The organism is Euryhalocaulis sp., assembly GCF_013911995.1.
Taxonomy (GTDB): domain Bacteria; phylum Pseudomonadota; class Alphaproteobacteria; order Caulobacterales; family Maricaulaceae; genus Euryhalocaulis; species Euryhalocaulis caribicus.
The window spans coordinates 38,487-55,883 of record NZ_JACESD010000009.1; the positions used below are offsets into that span (position 1 = coordinate 38,487).

At 64.3% G+C, this 17,397-nt stretch carries 15 protein-coding genes; 12 read left to right on the forward strand and 3 right to left on the reverse strand.

All coding sequences use genetic code 11. From position 1 onward, the window contains the following. The first annotated feature begins 66 nt into the window (after positions 1-66). The gene (locus H2040_RS03945; protein WP_022698581.1) at positions 67-2,076 is read left to right on the forward strand and encodes a peptide MFS transporter; all 2,010 of its coding nucleotides are present in this window, start codon (positions 67-69) and stop codon (positions 2,074-2,076) included. Positions 2,077-2,162: 86 nt separating this feature from the next. On the opposite strand, the gene H2040_RS03950 is transcribed toward H2040_RS03945, so the two are convergent. The 3 genes from H2040_RS03950 to H2040_RS03960 all read right to left on the reverse strand — a co-directional run bounded on the left by H2040_RS03950 (position 2,163) and on the right by H2040_RS03960 (position 6,457). After that, entirely contained in the window at positions 2,163-4,232 is a 2,070-nt protein-coding gene (locus H2040_RS03950; RefSeq protein WP_287154649.1) for a TonB-dependent receptor plug domain-containing protein, read from the reverse strand. 176 nt (positions 4,233-4,408) lie between these two features. Then, entirely contained in the window at positions 4,409-5,818 is a 1,410-nt protein-coding gene (tldD, locus tag H2040_RS03955) for a metalloprotease TldD (RefSeq protein WP_287154651.1), read from the reverse strand. Positions 5,819-5,902: 84 nt separating this feature from the next. Beyond that, positions 5,903-6,457, reverse strand: coding sequence for a tetratricopeptide repeat protein (locus H2040_RS03960; RefSeq protein WP_287154653.1), 555 nt, complete (start codon positions 6,455-6,457; stop codon positions 5,903-5,905). A 287-nt stretch (positions 6,458-6,744) separates the two neighbouring features. Here H2040_RS03960 and coxB point away from each other — a divergent pair, with 287 nt between their 5' ends. The 11 genes from coxB to cobT all read left to right on the forward strand — a co-directional run bounded on the left by coxB (position 6,745) and on the right by cobT (position 17,342). Continuing rightward, entirely contained in the window at positions 6,745-7,560 is an 816-nt protein-coding gene (gene coxB / locus H2040_RS03965) for a cytochrome c oxidase subunit II (RefSeq protein ID WP_022698577.1), read from the forward strand. A 15-nt stretch (positions 7,561-7,575) separates the two neighbouring features. After that, positions 7,576-9,201: a cytochrome c oxidase subunit I gene (gene ctaD / locus H2040_RS03970; protein WP_287154656.1), complete on the forward strand. Its 1,626-nt coding sequence runs from the start codon at positions 7,576-7,578 to the stop codon at positions 9,199-9,201. Positions 9,202-9,249: 48 nt separating this feature from the next. Next, a complete protein-coding gene (locus H2040_RS03975; RefSeq protein WP_287154658.1) occupies positions 9,250-10,167 on the forward strand; it encodes a heme o synthase in 918 nt (305 codons plus the stop codon). Next, positions 10,167-10,382, forward strand: coding sequence for a cytochrome c oxidase system small membrane protein (locus H2040_RS03980; protein WP_287154660.1), 216 nt, complete (start codon positions 10,167-10,169; stop codon positions 10,380-10,382). Before H2040_RS03975 ends, H2040_RS03980 begins: the two co-directional genes overlap by 1 nt. A 1-nt stretch (position 10,383) precedes the next feature. Next, positions 10,384-10,965, forward strand: coding sequence for a cytochrome c oxidase assembly protein (locus H2040_RS03985; protein WP_287154662.1), 582 nt, complete (start codon positions 10,384-10,386; stop codon positions 10,963-10,965). Positions 10,966-11,069: 104 nt separating this feature from the next. Further along, positions 11,070-11,912, forward strand: a complete 843-nt coding sequence (locus tag H2040_RS03990; RefSeq protein WP_022698572.1) for a cytochrome c oxidase subunit 3 — start codon at positions 11,070-11,072, stop codon at positions 11,910-11,912. Beyond that, on the forward strand, positions 11,905-12,276 hold the full coding sequence (locus tag H2040_RS03995; RefSeq protein ID WP_022698571.1) for a DUF983 domain-containing protein: 372 nt from the start codon (positions 11,905-11,907) through the stop codon (positions 12,274-12,276). Before H2040_RS03990 ends, H2040_RS03995 begins: the two co-directional genes overlap by 8 nt. Before the next feature lie 34 nt (positions 12,277-12,310). After that, on the forward strand, positions 12,311-12,958 hold the full coding sequence (locus H2040_RS04000; RefSeq protein WP_287154666.1) for an SURF1 family protein: 648 nt from the start codon (positions 12,311-12,313) through the stop codon (positions 12,956-12,958). 71 nt (positions 12,959-13,029) lie between these two features. Further along, entirely contained in the window at positions 13,030-14,403 is a 1,374-nt protein-coding gene (locus tag H2040_RS14345; protein ID WP_022698569.1) for a GNAT family N-acetyltransferase, read from the forward strand. A gap of 57 nt (positions 14,404-14,460) precedes the next feature. Continuing rightward, positions 14,461-15,468: a cobaltochelatase subunit CobS gene (gene cobS / locus H2040_RS04010; protein WP_287154668.1), complete on the forward strand. Its 1,008-nt coding sequence runs from the start codon at positions 14,461-14,463 to the stop codon at positions 15,466-15,468. Next, positions 15,465-17,342, forward strand: a complete 1,878-nt coding sequence (gene cobT / locus H2040_RS04015; protein ID WP_287154670.1) for a cobaltochelatase subunit CobT — start codon at positions 15,465-15,467, stop codon at positions 17,340-17,342. The genes cobS and cobT overlap by 4 nt, the downstream gene beginning before the upstream one ends. Positions 17,343-17,397 lie beyond the last annotated feature (55 nt).

Here is a 17,397-nt window from a genome sequence, read left to right on the forward strand (position 1 = left end):
TTTTCAATCGCCGTGCTCTAGTGCGCGCCGACACAAAAACGCCATAACGGAATAAGGGGAGACGGCGTGAGCGATACCAACGCGGCTGTTGAAAGGGTATGGAACGACCATAGTTTCTTTGGTCATCCAAAAGCCCTTCTGATCCTGTTTTTCACCGAGATGTGGGAGCGCTTTTCCTATTACGGGATGCGCGCCCTGCTCATCCTGTACCTGACACAGCATTTCCTGTTCTCCGATCAGCGTTCGGCGATGATCTACGGCGCGTACACCGCGCTTGTTTACGTCATGCCGGTGATCGGGGGCACGCTGGCCGACCGCTATCTGGGGTCGCGCAAAGCGGTGACATTCGGCGCAATCCTTCTGGTGCTGGGCCATTTCGGCATGGCGTTCGAAGGGACGCGGGCCGAAGAAACCGTGAACTATGCCGGTTCCGAATACGAGCTGGTGGTTGAAGGGCGCGGCGACGAAACGATGAATTTCCTGGTCTCGGAAGCGGGCCGCACGCCGGTCTCCTTCGCCGAGGAAGGCATCGTGTTCGAGGACGCGGCCCCGGCCGGCCTTCCCGGCACAATTCCCGCGGACGAATATGAGATCACGGTTCAGAAGAACAATTTCTTCCTGAGCATCTTCTACCTGTCCCTGGCGCTGATCATTTCCGGCGTCGGCTTCCTGAAAGCCAATATCTCCACCATCGTGGGCGACCTCTACCGGCCTGACGATCCGCGGCGGGATGGCGGTTTCACCATCTTCTACATGGGCATCAATCTGGGCGCGGCCTCGTCATCGCTGCTTTGCGGCTGGCTGGGCGTCGCCTATGGCTGGAAATACGGTTTCGGCCTCGCCGGCATCGGCATGCTTCTGGGCCTGCTGGTCTTCCTGTGGGGGCAGAAATTCCTCGCCGGGCTGGCCGAGCCGCCCAACCGGGAAGACCTCAAGTCCAAGGTGTTCGGACCGATCAACAAGGAATGGATGGTCTATCTGGGCGGCGTCGGCATGGTGCTGGTCTCCTGGATCCTGATCATGAACGAGGCTTTCGTCGGCGACCTGCTGAACGTGTTCGGCCTGTTCATGATGGCGGTGATTATCGGCCTGTCGCTATTTGTCTTCGGGCGGCCGGAGGACGGCAAGAATCCCAAGATGGAAATCGGGCTGTTCGTGCTCGGCTTCCTGATCATGGCCGTGCCAATCCTGTGGTCGGCCGGCGTGACGCTGGGCATTGCCGAGGCGGCCCCGCAGGCGCTGATTACCTGGCCGCTGGCCATCGGGGCGATCCTAGTGGCGGGCGTCGTGGTGCTGGACGTGATGAAGATTCCGTCCGTGGACCGCGACCGGATGCTGCTGGCGCTGTTCCTGATCATGCTGCAGCTGCCCTTCTGGGCGCTGTTCGAGCAGGCGGGTTCGTCCCTGAACCTGTTCACCGACCGCGTGGTCGACCGCAGCGTGTTCGGCCTGTTCACCGTGCCCGCGCCGGTGTTCCAGTCGCTGAACGCCATCTACATCTTCACCCTGGCGCCGCTGTTCGCCTGGCTCTGGGTGGCGCTGGCCAAGCGCGGGCTTGAGCCCAACACGGTGGCCAAGTTCGGCCTCGGGATCCTGCAGCTGGGTCTGGGCTTCATCGTGCTGGTGCAGGGCATCAACATGACCGCCGCGGCGGCGCTGGTGCCGGTGATCTGGATCTTCCTGATCTACCTGCTGCACACCACGGGCGAGCTTTGCCTCTCCCCGGTGGGCCTGTCGGCGGTGACCAAGCTGTCCGTGCCGAAGGTTGTCGGCATGATGATGGGCGCGTGGTTCCTGGCGTCCGGCTTCGGCAACTACCTGGCCGGCATCATCGCCGCCAGCACGGGCGCCGAGACCGTGGGCGGCCAGATCGTCAATATGGAAGCGGCCAAGGACCAGTACGCCAGCGTCTACATGAATGTGGGCATCGTGGCGGTGGTCATCGCGGTGATCGTGCTGGTGCTGTCGCCCTTCCTGAAGCGGCTGGGGCATGGCCGGGCCGAGTCCCTGAAGCCGCATCCGACTGAAACGGAAGCGGGCGGCCCGTCGCTGGACCGCACCTCGGGCGCGCCGTAAGCCTCGCCTGAGCCGTTGAATGAGAAAGGCCGCGGAGGATGATCCTCCGCGGCCTTTTCTTTTGCGTGATCGCACAGCAGAGCGGACTAGAAGGTGCCGCGGAAGGTCAGATAGCCGGTTACGCCGTTCTGTTTCTCGCGCGTTTCATATGCGGCGAGCTGTCCGGTATCGCGCGGGCCGTCAAAGAAATCCCGGCGGCGGGCGAAATCGACATTGCCGATATTCTCCAGCGACAGGCGCACGGTGACGCCCGGAACGCGGGTGGTCTCGACAAAAACGTCCAGATCGCCGGGCCCGTTCTCGAACCGGCGCACCTCGTCGATGAAGTACAGCTCGACGTCGCCGCCCTGATAATAGTCGAAGCCGTAGGAAAATTTCCGGTCGGGGAAGTCCTGCCGGAACTCGACATACCATTCCTCGTGCCGCCGGTCGGAGAAGATGCGGGTGCGGCCCGTGACCGGATCGGTGACGCTGGAATCCCCGGTTTCCGCGTAGGCTTCCAGCTGCGCATTGGTCAGGCCAAGGCGGTCCAGCGGCGCGGTCGCGCTGACCCGGGCGCGCCAGTAATCGCCGTTTCCCAGATTGCCCGGCGCGTCGAAACGCTTGCCCGGTTCGCCGATGGGAATGAGGTCCTGAACCTCCTCGACATATCCGAACTCGCCCAGCAGGGTGATGACGCCCTCTGTCCAGAACCGCTTTTCCCATTCGCCGCGCAGCCGCCAGGTGCGCTGCGGCTTGAGGTCCGGATTGCCGACATTGGTCTGGTCATCGCTGAGCGAGGAAGAGGTGACAAAGTCGAAGAAGTTGAGCTGCGCCACCTCGCGTTCGGCGAGTAGGCGGATCTGGCGGTCGCTGGCGTAATCCCATGTCACGGCCAGGGACGGCTTGGGATAGATGAAGTCCCGTTCGGCCTGGACGGAGCCGGACTGGGTGATGCGCGAAACCTCCACGGTCAGGCCCGGCTCGATGGTCAGGCGGTCGCTCGGCTCCCACACCCAGGAGGCAAACGCCTCGCCGCGATATTCCTCCACCTTGGCTTCGGTCACCGGCAGGGGAATGACCACGAAGCCATTACCTTCATCAACGGTCAGATCGACATCGGATTCGAGGAAATTATAGGCACCCTCGACCCCGAAATCGAAGGCGCTGCGCGGCGACTGAATCCATGTGACCACGCCGCGCAGAATGGATTCGCCTTCGTCATTGGCGATGGTCTGACGCGTTCGCTTGTTGAATCCCCCGGAGTCGAAGCGGCTGGAGGTCTGTTCGGATTGAAACTCCCGCAGTTTCTGCAGGCCGATCAACTTGAAGGAAAGCGCTTCGCCGAAATCGCGCTCCACGTCGCCGCCGAAAGAGAAATTCTCGCTGCTGTCATCGATGAACAGTTCATCGAGCCGCAGGAATTCTCCGTCCGGGCCGAAGGCGCGGCCCGGTTCGGGATATTCGTACCAGCGCCAGTCCGCGTCGGCGTTGGCGCGCACGGTCCAGGCCCCCAGCTCGATCTCCGTATTCCCGGCGATCTTGTAGTTGCGGAACGTGTCGCGGCCTTCCTCTTCACGCCGCTCGATCAGGGTCCCGTCAGGCCGGAACAGGAATTCCGGACCGTTCCAGGGCGCGCGGTAGCCGTCTGACTCGAAGCTGACCGTATAGTCGGCGCGCCCGGCCTGGCCGGAATAGGATGCCTCGCCGAACGGCACGACGGGTTCGCCTTCCTGAATCCGGAAATTGGCCTCCCAGGCGCCGCTGCCGCCGGATGCGCCCTCGGCGCGCACCACATTGACCACTTCGGTCTGGCCGCGCATGTCGATGCCGCTGACAGAGCCGCGAATATGCTCGACCCGCTCCACCTGGCTGGCCGGAATGCGCTGCAGGATGGAGCCGAGCGATTCCTTGGAGCTTGGCCGTTCGCCGTCGATCAGGACATTGCCGGCCGCGCCGCCAAAGCCGCGCACCGACTCGCCTTCATCCATGCTGAAGCCCGGAACCCTCTGAACCATGTCCAGCGCGGTCAGGGCGTTGAATGTCTCGAAGAAGACCGGCTGATAGGTCAGCACCGCTTCCGGTTTGGCGGGCTGAGCCGGCGTGTCGTCATCGGCGAAAGCGGCAAAAGGAAATATTGCCGCCGCTGCGCAGGCCGCGAGTAATGTGCGTTGCATGTTTGTCTGTCCCCACAAGAAAACGCCTCCCCGAGGGACAAGGTGACAGCGGAGAGGGCGTTTGACCCGTTAAGTTCGGGACACTGTTTTCACATCCCCGTGATAAGTCTATCCCGGAGGTAAGAATGTGAAATCATTGTAATAATGACCGGCATGGAGGCGCGGCCGGAGGGCTTTTAACCCGCGCCGCCCACCGTCAGTCCGGCGATTTTCAGGGTCGGCTGACCCACGCCCACCGGAACGCCCTGACCGCCTTTGCCGCAGACCCCGATGCCCGGGTCCATCTTCATGTCGTTGCCGATCATGGAGATCCGGGTCAGCGCCGTCGGGCCGTCGCCGATCAGGGTCGCGCCCTTCACGGGGTGAAGGATCTTGCCGTTCTTCACGCGATAGGCCTCGGTGCACTGGAAAACGAATTTGCCGTTGGTGATGTCCACCTGGCCGCCGCCGAAATTCACCGCATAGACGCCGTCCTCCAGCGAGGCGACGATGTCGTCCGGGTCGTCCTGCCCGGCCAGCATGAAAGTATTGGTCATGCGCGGCATGGGCATGTGGGCGTAGGATTCGCGGCGGCCGTTGCCGGTCGCCTCCATGCCCATCAGGCGGGCGTTCAGGCGGTCCTGCATATAGCCGACCAGAATCCCGTCCTCGATCAGCACGGTGCGGTCGGTCGGCGTGCCTTCGTCGTCGATGGTCAGGGAGCCGCGGCGCTCGGCCATCGTGCCGTCATCGACGACGGTCACGCCCGGCGCGGCGACGCGCTGTCCCATGCGCCCGGAAAAGGCGGAGCTGCCCTTGCGGTTGAAGTCGCCTTCCAGTCCGTGGCCGACGGCCTCATGCAGCAGCACGCCGGGCCAGCCCGGACCGAGCACCACATCCATTTCGCCCGCCGGAGCGTTTTCGGCTTCCAGATTGACCAGCGCCTGACGCAGCGCCTCGTCGGCGGAGCCTTTCCAGGCGTCGGGCGTGATCCATTGTTCATAGGTGGTGCGTCCGCCCGCGCCGGCCGAACCGGCCTCGCGGCGGCCGTCTTTCTCGACAACGACGGAAACGTTCAGCCGCACCAGAGGTCGGGCGTCGCGGTAAAGCTCGCCTCCGGCGCGCAGAATTTCAATGTCGCGGCGCGAGCCGGCCAGAGAGGCGGTCACCTGAACCACGCGCGGATCTTTCGCGCGGGCATAAGCGTCGATTTCCTGCAGCAGCTTGACCTTGGCCTCGAAGGACGGGGCGGCGCTGGGGTCGACATCGGTATAGAGTTTGGCGTTGGTCCGCCGGGGCGGTTCGGCCATCACGCCGGAGCGGCCGCGCTTGGCGCTCTCGGCGGCTTCGGCGGCCCGCTTCAGGGCGGGCACGCTCATCTCTGCCGAGTGGGCGTAGCCTGTGGACTCGCCCGCAACGCAGCGCAGGCCGAAGCCGCGCGTCAGGTCATAGGCGGCGGTTTTCAGCCGGCCATCGTCGAACACGAAGCTTTCAGATACGCCCCGCTCGATAAACAGCTCCCCGTCATCGGCGCCGGTCAGCGCCGCGTCGAGGATCGGCTCGGCGGCGTTCAGATCAAGATCGTCCTGCGGGGCGTCGAAGGGCATGGGAGCTCCTGAAGGTTTGCTTTCCCTAGAGATAGCAGGCCAAAGGCCGGTTGCGAGTCCCCGCAAACAGTGGCGGCGGGCGCCTCAGCCCGTTTCGGTGACCGTGAACCTCTCCAGCTCCCGCCTTGGCATATCCCAGTCCGGGGCGAGTTCGGAGGCTTTCTTGTAATCGAAATAGGCCTCTTTCACGCGGCCGGTCTGTTCCAGGACAACGGCGCGGTTGAAATGGACAAGATGCGGCTCTTTCACCCCGAGGCTGAGCGCCTTGTCGAAATCGGCCAGCGCGGCGTCAAAGCGTTTCTGGGTTCTGAAGACCGTGCCCCGATTGGCGTAGCCCTCTCCGATTTCCGGGCGCATCCGGATGGCGGTCTGGTAGTCGGACAGCGCGTCGTCGATCCGTCCGCCGCCCGCCGCGACGATGCCGCGATTGATGTGGGTGGCGGCCCGGTCGCGTCGCGACATGTCCTCGTCCAGCGCCTCGGTGCAGGTGCGCCAGGCGGACCGGGAGTAGTTTTGCGCCTCCGCCGCCTTGTAGCAGGCGGCGGCCGCGGTCTGGCCGATGACCAGTTGCCCGGCGCCCGCCGCGCCGGACATTCCGGCGGCGAGAAGGAAAACGGCAAAAATCGAATACGGCCTCATGGGAGCCTCCCGTCCTCTGGAGGCGCCGCGCGGCGGACCGTCAGTAAAAACCGGCGCGTCGCGCGCGCCCTGATGACCTGTATCATACCACTTTTCACCTGATGCGGGAAACATGAAGGAGGGAATCCGCGCCGCGCCCTGCGACAGGATGCGCGCAGTTAAGACGCTGACTTGCATGTCGGGGGCTTCTATATTCGCGCGCACTTGGCTAAACGACGCCGTCAATTGACTCGTATTCCGAACAGGCGCCTTGATGGGCGGCTGTCTGCAGAGTGCTCGGGGATCCTATGATCGCATCCATTCTACACGCCGCCCTCGCGGCCGCTTCGCTTCCTGTCATGGGCGCGCCCGAAGACGGGCAGGTCGGTTTCCAGCAAGCCGCCACGCCGATCATGGAAATGCTGACCGGTTTTCACCTGTGGCTGCTGGTGATCATCACCGCCATCGTGCTGGTCGTTCTCGGCCTGATGCTGTGGGCCGTCATTCGCTACAACGCGAAGGTTCGCAAGGACCCGGCGAAATTCAGCCACAACACGCTGGTCGAGGTGATCTGGACCGCCGTGCCCGTGCTGATCCTGGTCGTGATCGCGGTGCCGAGCTTCAAACTGCTCTATTATCAGGATGTCGTTCCGGAAGCCGATCTGACGGTGAAGGCCACGGGCTATCAGTGGTACTGGGAGTATTCCTACCCGGATCAGGACATCTCCGTGACCTCGCTGATGCTGCCGGAAGAAGAGGCCGAGCGCCTTGACCGTCCGTATCTGCTGGCGACCTGGGACGGAACCGATTACGCGAATGCGGGCGCGCTGGTCGTGCCGGCGGGCGCGGTTGTGCGGGTCCAGACCACGGGCGCGGACGTGATCCATTCCTGGACCGTGCCGGCCTTCGGCGTCAAAACCGACGCCATTCCGGGCCGCCTAAACGAACTCTGGTTCCGGGTCGATGAGCCGGGGATCTATTTCGGTCAGTGTTCGGAGCTTTGCGGCAAGGATCACGCCTATATGCCGATCGAGGTGCACGTGCTGCCGACGGAGCAATTCACGGCCTGGGTCAACGAACAGACGGGCGGCGACACGCAACTCGCCGCCGCGGACACGCAGTAAGGAGCGTTTTTGGACATGGCGACCGCTGAAGCGCACGCGCACGACGATCACAAGCCGGGCTTTTTCACCCGCTGGTTCCTGTCGACGAACCATAAGGACATCGGAACGCTCTACCTGATTTTCGCGATCATGGCCGGCCTGGTCGGCGGCGCGATGTCATGGCTGATCCGCATGGAGCTGCAGGCGCCGGGCATCGGCGTGCTGACCGCCTTCACCGGCGGCGACCCCGAGGCGGCCAAGCATTTCTACAACATGCTGATCACCTATCACGGCCTGATCATGATCTTCTTCATGGTCATGCCCGCTCTGATCGGCGGTTTCGGGAACTGGATGGTGCCGCTGATGATCGGCGCGCCGGACATGGCCTTCCCGCGCATGAACAATATCTCGTTCTGGCTGCTGCCGTTCGCGTTCGCGCTGGCCGTGCTGTCCATGTTCGTGCCGGGCGTGGGCGCGTTCAACGGCTTCGCCGGGGGCTGGGTGCTCTACCCGCCGCTATCGACCATCGGGCATCCGGGCGCGGCGATGGACTTGCTAATCCTGTCGCTGCATATCGCGGGCATCAGCTCCATCCTTGGCGCGATCAACTTCATCACGACCATCTTCAACATGCGCGCGCCGGGCATGACGCTGCACAAGATGCCGCTGTTCGCCTGGTCCGTTCTGGTCACCGCCTTCCTGCTGCTGCTGTCGCTGCCGGTTCTGGCGGGCGCCATCACCATGCTGCTGACCGACCGTAATTTCGGGACGACCTTCTTCGACCCGTCCGGCGGCGGCGACCCGGTGATGTTCCAGCACCTGTTCTGGTTCTTCGGCCACCCGGAAGTGTACATCCTGATCCTGCCGGGCTTCGGCATCATCAGCCACATCGTCTCGACCTTCTCCCGCAAGCCGATCTTCGGCTATTTGGGCATGGCCTACGCCATGGTCGCGATCGGCCTGATCGGCTTCATCGTGTGGGCGCACCACATGTACACGGTCGGCATGAACGTGAATCTGAAGGCTTATTTCGTGGCGGCGACAATGATTATCGCCGTGCCAACGGGCATCAAGATATTCTCATGGATCGCGACAATGTGGGGCGGATCGATATCGATCCGGACGCCCATGCTGTTCGCGCTGGGCTTCATCTTCCTGTTCACCGTTGGCGGCGTGACCGGCGTGGTTCTGGCCAATGCCGGCGTCGATCAGGCCCTGCACGACACCTATTACGTGGTGGCGCACTTCCATTACGTGCTGTCGCTGGGCGCGGTCTTCGCGATCTTCGCGGGCTGGTATTACTGGTTCCCGAAAATGTTCGGCTACATGTACAACTCGCTGATCGCGCGCATCCACTTCATCCTGACGTTCGTGGGCGTGAACATCATCTTCTTCCCGCAACACTTTCTGGGTCTGGCCGGCATGCCGCGCCGCTATATCGACTACCCGGAAGCGTTCGCGTTCTGGAACCACGTCTCCTCCATGGGCAACTATCTGTCGATGGCGGGCGTGCTGGTGTTCATGATCGGCATCGTGGAAGCGTTCCTGGTGCGCCGCCCCGCGGGCGCCAATCCGTGGGGCGAGGGCGCGACGACCCTGGAATGGTCGCTGCCGTCTCCGCCGCCGTTCCACCAGTATGAGGAGCTGCCGCGCATCCGCTAGAAGCGGGGCGCGGCCTCACCTCCCGCAAAGGGAGCCGGGCTGACCAAGATGAGCGATACAAGCGCAGCCATACCGGCGGGCGTCGCCAGCTGGCGTGATTTTGTCACGCTGATGAAGCCGCGTGTCATGTCGCTGGTGGTGTTCACCGCCGCGGCCGGGATTCTGGTCGCGCCGGGATCCATTCATCCGGTGCTGGCGGTGGCCTCCATCCTGTGCATTGCGCTGGGCGCGGGCGCGTCCGGGGCGCTGAACATGGGGCTGGAAGCGGTTCAGGATTCCCGAATGAGCCGCACGCGCGGACGCCCGACGGCCACAGGCCGGATCGCGGCGGCGGACGCGCTGGCCTTTGGCGGCGCGGTTGCGATGTTTTCCGTGCTGGGCCTGGCGCTGGCCGCGAATTATGTCGCGGCGGGGCTTCTGGCCTTCACCATCTTCTTCTACGCGGTGGTCTATACGCTCTGGCTCAAGCCGCATACCGACCAGAATATCGTGATCGGGGGCGCTTCCGGCGCGCTTCCGCCCGTGGTGGCGTGGGCCGCGGCGACCGGAACCGCGCCGCTGGAAGCCTGGATTCTGTTCGCCATCATTTTCATCTGGACGCCGCCGCATTTCTGGGCGCTGGCGCTGCTGGCCAAGGACGACTACGCCGCCGCGGGCTATCCCATGATGCCCAATGTGCGGGGCGATGACGCGACCCGCCGCCAGATCTGGATCTATGCGCTGCTGACCGCGGCGGTCGGGTTTGCCCCGCTGGCGGTGGCGCTGGGGGGCTGGGTCTATCTGGCCGCCGCCTCGGTCGCCACGGTCCTGTTTGTCGTTCCGGCCTGGCGCCTGCGCCGGGAGGGATCGGCGAAGAACGCAAAGTCACTCTTCGCGGCCTCCATCCTGTACCTGTTCCTGCTGTTCGGCGCGCTGATCGCCGAACATGGCTTCGGTCTTTACGCGCCGCTGTTCGGGGCCGCGTGATGGCTGAAGAGGAAGACCGCACCGATCCGCTGACCGGCCGCCATGATCCGCAGGATCACCGGCCGCAGGGCTATCGCGCCATGACGCCGGAAGAGATGAAGGCGCGCAAGCGGCGCAATCTGGCCATCGCGCTGGCGCTGGCGGGATTCGCCGTGTTCGTTTTCATCGTCACGGTGATCAATCTGAAGAACGGCATACCAGACAGGCCTCTCTGACATGTTCAAACTGTCCAACAAGATGATGCTGACCGGCGGCGTGGCTGTTGCGCTGGGCATGGTTGGCGCGGCTTACGCCGCGGTTCCGCTGTACAATCTGTTCTGCGCGGTGACCGGTTATGGCGGCACCACGCAGGTTGGCGGGGGCGAGGATGTCTCGGTCATCGACCGGACGGTGAATGTGCGCTTCGACGGCTCCGTCTCCCGCGGCATTCCGCTGAAGTTTGAAGCGGCGGAGACGCGCGAGGACCTGAAAGTGGGCGAACGCGCGCTGGCCTTCTACAAGGTGACGAACCAGGCCGATTACCCGGTCGACGTGACCGCCACCTATAATGTCACGCCCTACAAGGCGGGGCCGTATTTCGTGAAGCTGGAATGTTTCTGCTTCACCGCTCAGCGTTTCGAGCCGGGCCAGACGCAGGAGCTTGCGGTTCTGTATTACGTGGACCCGGAGATGGACGACGAAGGCACGCTCGACGACGTCCGGACCATCACCCTCAGCTACACTTTCTTCGAACAGAAAACGGACGGGGAAAGCGTGGCCGCTGCGGATGCGGCGACAAGTCCCGCTTCCGGCGGCTAGCATCGGTTGCGGCGGCGTGATTTATGAGGGTATAGCTCGCATCGACTTCTTTCCCGCGCCGGGGGTGGCGCGGGCCGTATGATTATAACCTAGCGGGGAACGCCATGGCGGATCACGCCGTCAAGCACGACTACCATCTTGTAAATCCCAGCCCGTGGCCGCTGGTCGGCTCCATTTTCGCCTTCGTCCTGGCGATCGGGCTGGTTGTCCTGATGAAGGGCTTTGTCAGCGACGCCGCGTCGCCGCTGCATTTCTTCTTCGGCGAAGGTCAGCCCTGGCTGCTGGGACTCGGCGCGCTGGGCATCATGTATGTGATGGTCGGCTGGTGGCGCGACGTGATCAAGGAATCGCGCAGCGGCGACCATACGCCTGTGGTCCAGATCGGTCTGCGCTATGGCATGATCCTGTTCATCGCCTCCGAGGTGATGTTCTTCGTCGCCTGGTTCTGGATCTTCTTCGAAGGCGCGATCTTCCACGAAGCGCGCCTGACCGAGGGCTGGGGCCAGTTCCCGCCTGAAGGCATCGAGACCTTCGACCCGTTCCATATTCCGCTGATCAACACGCTGATCCTGCTGCTGTCGGGCACCACGGTTACCTGGGCGCACCATGCGCTGCAGATCGGCAATCGCCGGGACGCCAAGCTGGCTCTGGCGCTGACCGTGGTTCTGGGGCTGTGCTTCACCTCGCTTCAATTCTACGAATACGCCACGGCGCATTTCGCCTTCTCCGGCTCGCTCTATGGCGCGGCCTTCTTCATGGCGACCGGCTTCCACGGCGCGCACGTCATTATCGGGACCATCTTCCTGTTGGTGTGTCTGATCCGCCTGATGGCGGGCCATTTCACGCCCGAGAAGCATTTCGGTTTCGAGGCGGCGGCCTGGTACTGGCACTTCGTTGACGTGGTGTGGCTGTTCCTCTTCACCTTCGTCTACGTGGTCTATGGCTGATGAGGCGGCCGCGAACCCGATCGCGGCCGGGCTGAAGGGGCGTTGCCCGCGTTGCGGGGAAGGCTTTCTGTTCAGCGGTTTCCTGAAGATCGCCAATGAGTGCGACGCCTGCGGGCTGGACTTCGGCGGGGAGGATGTGGGCGACGGTCCCGTCGCCTTCATCGTCCTGATCGTCGGCTTTGCCGTGGTCATTCCGGCCCTGATCGTCGAGGTCGCCTATGGCTGGCCGTTCTGGCTGCACATGCTGGTCTGGCTGCCCCTGACCCTGATCGGCTGCCTGGCGCTGATGCGCCCTTTCCGCGGCCTGATGTACGCGCTGCAATACAAGAACCGGGCGGAAGAGGCCCGGCTGCGCGAAGACTGACCGCCCCGCCATGATTTTCCGCCCGCAACCCGTAATGACCGCCGCCGCGCTGATCGCGCTGGCCGTTCTGATCTGGCTGGGCGTCTGGCAGCTGGAGCGGCGGGAATGGAAACAGGACCTGATCGCCGAGTATGCGGCCGTGTCCGCCGGCGAGCCGGTGACGCTGGCCACGGCGATTTGCGGCGGCGGCGAGTTCCGCCAGCGCCCGGTCCTGCCGCCAGAGCCGCGCGGCGGCCAGTCCGTCCGCATGTATGGCTTCGATAGCGAGGGCAATCCCGGCTGGCGCATCCTTCAGGTCGCGGACGCGCCGGGATGCCTGACGCAGGCGCGGGCCGTTCTGGTCCAGACCGGGTTCGAACATTTTGCCACCGGCGTGATGGATAGCGTGGAGCTGCTGCGCCTGGCCGCCACGCCGGAGCCCGGCGCGTTCACGCCGGAAAACATTCCCGGCTCCAATGAATGGCATCGTTTCGACCGCGCGGCGCTGGCGGTCGAATTCGGCCTCGCCCCGGATGCGCTGGCCGATGTCTGGGCGCGGCAGGACGCGCCGCCGGCGTCCCTGTCCAGCACGCCTCCGTCCCGTCATCTGGGTTATGCGCTGACCTGGTTCGGTCTCGCGCTTACGCTCATAGGGGTATATTTCGCGTACCACGTGCGCGAGGGACGTTTTCGACTGAAATAGAGTGGCCCGCCTCTTGCGGAGATCGCATCGGTAAAGAATTCTTTAACGGTGTTTTCTCAATGGCGAGCTTGATGACGCTCCTGCAGGACCCTGCCGATATGTTTGGCGCACTGAAGGAAAATGACGTCTTCCTGCGGCCGCCACAGCTGTCGGATTTCGAGGAGTGGGCGGAACTGCGCGCCGAGAATCGCGGCTTCCTGACGCCGTGGGAGCCATCCTGGCCGACCGACGACCTGACCCGTCCCGCCTATAAGCGCCGCCTGCGCCGCTATGCGCAGGACATGCGCGATGAAGCCGCCTATCCGTTCCTGATCTTCCGCTCTTCCGACGGCGCCATGGTGGGCGGGGTGAATATTTCCGGCCTCAAGCGGGGGGTGCTTCAAACCGGGACAATCGGCTACTGGATTGGCGAGAAATTCGCGCGCCGCGGCTATGCCCGCAGCGCCGTGACCGCCGTTGTGCGCTTCGCGTTCGAGACGCTGAACCTGCACCGGGTGGAGGCCGCCTGCATCCCGACCAATGAAGGCTCCCGCCGGGTGCTGGAGCGCGTGGGCTTCCGGCTGGAGGGGTATGCCCGCAACTATCTGCGCATTAACGGCGAGTGGCAGGACCATCTTCTGTTCGGCATCGTGCGCGGCGACACGGTCAATGGCGGCGGCGTGAAGGACGAGGACGCGAACCTGCCGCTGGAGGCGGAACTGCCTGCCGCCATCGAGCAGGGCCGGATAGAGCCGCACTTCCAGCCTATCGTGTCGCTGAAGACCGGGGCGCCGCTGGGGTTTGAGGCGCTGGCCCGCTGGAACCACCCGAAGAAAGGTCTGCTGACCGCGGAGACTTTCATGCCGGTCGTTGAGCGCGGCGGGCTGGGGCCGATACTGGCCAAGCGCATGATGGCGGCCTCGTGCGGGGAGCTGCGCACCTGGCGCAATCTGAAAATCTCGCCGGCGGGGCTTTACGTGGCGGTGAATATCGCCGGCTCCGACATTGGCGCGTTCGATCTGCCGGACACCATCGCCCAGCTACGCGCCAAGGCGCATTTGCCGGGCGGGACGCTGCGCCTCGAAATCACCGAGTCTGACGCCATTCAGGATATCCGCGCCGCGCGCGACATCCTGGAGGGCGCGCGAAAAGCGGGGGCTTCCATCGCGCTCGACGATTTCGGGGCGGGGCATTCTTCGCTCACGCGCCTGTCACACCTGCCTCTGGATGCGGTGAAAACGGACCGCGACCTGTCTATCCGCGCGGTGAAAGATCCCGCCGCCCGCGCCGTCATGCGGGCCGTGGTCAGTATCGCCGAGGATCTGGGGATCGAGGCCGTGGCCGAGGGCGTGGAGACCGAAGCGGCCTTCCGCCTGGCCGCCGAGATGGGCTTTGACGGTGCGCAGGGGCTGGGCATCGGCGATGCGCGTCCGGGCGGCGATGTGGAAGCCAAGCTGAAAGGCTGAGTCCGCGACACGCTTGCGGCTGGAAGATGGGAACGGTCTTGCCTATGTTTCCGGGCGATGACTGATTTTCAAACCGCCCCGACCGACGATCCCGCCTTTCCCATTTTCGAACCGGACACCGAAATTCCGGCGAAAAAGACTTTTGGCGTGGACGCCGACATCAAGATTCCCGCCTTCTCCAAGGCGAACGAATATGTCCCCGATTTCGATGACGCCTACCGCTTCGACCCCCAGACGACCATGTCGATCCTGGCCGGGTTCAAGCACAATCGCCGCGTCATGGTTCAGGGCTATCACGGCACCGGCAAATCGACCCATATCGAACAGGTCGCCGCGCGTCTGAACTGGCCGCTGATCCGGGTGAACCTGGACAGCCATGTCAGCCGCATCGACCTGGTGGGGAAAGACGCCATCGTCCTGAAAGAAGGCAAGCAGGTCACCGAATTCCGCGAAGGCATCCTGCCCTGGGCGATCCAGCGCCCGGTCGCGCTGGTCTTCGACGAATATGACGCCGGGCGCCCGGACGTGATGTTCGTGATCCAGCGCGTGCTGGAGGCGCAGGGCCGCCTGACCCTCTTGGACCAGAACCGCGTGATCCGCCCGCACCCGTCCTTCCGCCTGTTCGCGACCACCAACACGGTGGGCCTTGGCGATACGACGGGCCTGTATCACGGCACCCAGCAGATCAACCAGGGCCAGATGGACCGCTGGTCGCTGGTCACCACGCTGAATTATCTCGACCATGAGGAAGAGGTGGAGATCGTGCTGGCGAAATCGCCCGCCTACCAGAATGACGAGGGGCGCGAGGTGATCGGCCGCATGGTCTCGGTCGCCGACATGACCCGGAACGCCTTCATGAATGGCGATATCTCCACGGTGATGAGCCCGCGCACAGTCATCAACTGGGCGGAGAACAACCAGATTTTCGGCGATCTGGGCCTGTCCTTCCGTCTCACCTTCCTGAACAAGTGCGACGAGCTGGAGCGCCCGACCATCGCCGAATTCTATCAACGCGCCTTCGGCGAAGACCTGCCCGAGGCGGCGACCCGGGTGAAGGTGGCTTGAGCGACAAGGACACCCCTCAAGACCTTTTCAAGCGCGCGCTGACGCATGCGGTCCGCTCCATTTCGGGCGCGCCGGAGCTGGAAGTGCGGTTTGGCGGCGACACGGCCGGGATTGTCGCCGGGCATGTGCGCCTGCCGTCCATCCCCAAGGATATGTCGGAGGGCAATACGCGGCGCTTGCGCGGCAAGGCGGATTCGCTGGCGCTGCGGCTGGCCTATCACGACTCCGATACGCACGTGGCCAACCGTCCCGAGGGCGGGCAGGCGCGTTCGATCTTCGAGGCGGCCGAGCAGGCGCGCGTGGAGTCGCTGGGCGCCAACCGCCTGCCGGGCGTGGCGGACAATCTCGAAGCGGCGCTGATCGAGCGTTGCGAGCGCAAGGGCTTCCAGCGGATCGAGGACCGGCAGGACGCGCCGCTGGCCGATGCGCTGAACCTGCTGATCCGCGAGCGCCTGACCGGCCGCAAGGCGCCGGACGCCGCCGCCGGCGTCATGGATATCTGGCGCGAGGAGCTGGAAGACAAGGCGGGCGAGGCGCTGGACGCGCTGGCCGGCATGGCCGGGGATCAGGCGAAATACGGCAAGGCGGCGCGCAAGCTGATCCGCGACCTGGAGCTGGGAGAAGACCGCGGCGGCGAGGAAACCGACGAGGATGACGATTCCGCCCCCGACGAGCCGCCGGACGAGGGCGACGACGATCAGCCCGAAGACCAGGAAGGCGATGGCGACGACGATCCCGGCGAGGACGATCCGGACGCCATGGACGACGAATCCGACGGCGGCGACCGTCAGTCGCAACTGGGCCCGGAAGATTTCGAGGAAGACCACGAACAGCCCGGCGAGGACGGTGAGGCAAAGCCGACGCCCAAGCCGGTGCGCGCCGCTGACGGGCCGGACACCGAATACAAGGTCTTCACGACCGCGCATGACGAGACCATCGCCGCCGAAGACCTCTGCGAGGATGAGGAGCTGGCGCGCCTACGCGCCTATCTGGACCAGCATCTGCGCCCGCTCTCCCATGTCGTGGCGCGTCTGGCCAACCGGCTGCAGCGACGCCTGATGGCGCAACAGCGGCGCTCCTGGATATTCGATCTGGAAGAGGGCGTGCTGGACACCGCGCGCCTGTCGCGGGTGGTGATGGACCCGTTTGCGCCGCTCTCCTTCAAACAGGAAACGGAGACCGAATTCCGCGACACCGTAGTGACGCTGCTTCTGGATAATTCCGGCTCCATGCGCGGGCGGCCCATCATGGTGGCGGCGCTGTGCGCCGACATTCTGGCGCGGACGCTGGAGCGATGCGGGGTGAAGACGGAGATTCTGGGCTTCACCACCAAGGCCTGGAAGGGCGGGCAAAGCCGTCAGGACTGGCTGGGCGATGACCGCCCGGAGAAACCGGGCCGCCTGAACGATTTGCGACATATCATCTACAAGAGCGCCGATGCGCCCTGGCGGCGCTCGCGCGACAATCTGGGCCTGATGATGCGCGAGGGCCTGCTGAAGGAAAATATCGACGGCGAGGCCCTGCTGTGGGCGCATCGCCGCCTGATGGCCCGGCCCGAAGCGCGGCGCGTGATGATGGTGATTTCGGACGGCGCGCCGGTGGACGACTCCACTCTGTCGGTCAATTCCGGGGCCTATCTGGAAAGCCATTTGCGGCAGGTCATCGACTGGATCGAGACTCGCTCGGACGTGGAGCTGGCCGCCATCGGCATCGGTCATGACGTGACGCGCTGGTACCGCAAATCGGCGACTATCGTGGACGTGGAACAGCTGGGCGGGGCGATGATCGAACAGATGGCGTCCCTGTTCGACGAGAACGGCCCGCATCCGCGCGCCATGTCGGTTCCGCCGCACTCCCGCGCAAAAAGCGCCTGATTGCCGAACCCTTTGACGCGGAATCGCGTTATCATCGCTCCAGACAAGCGGAGGG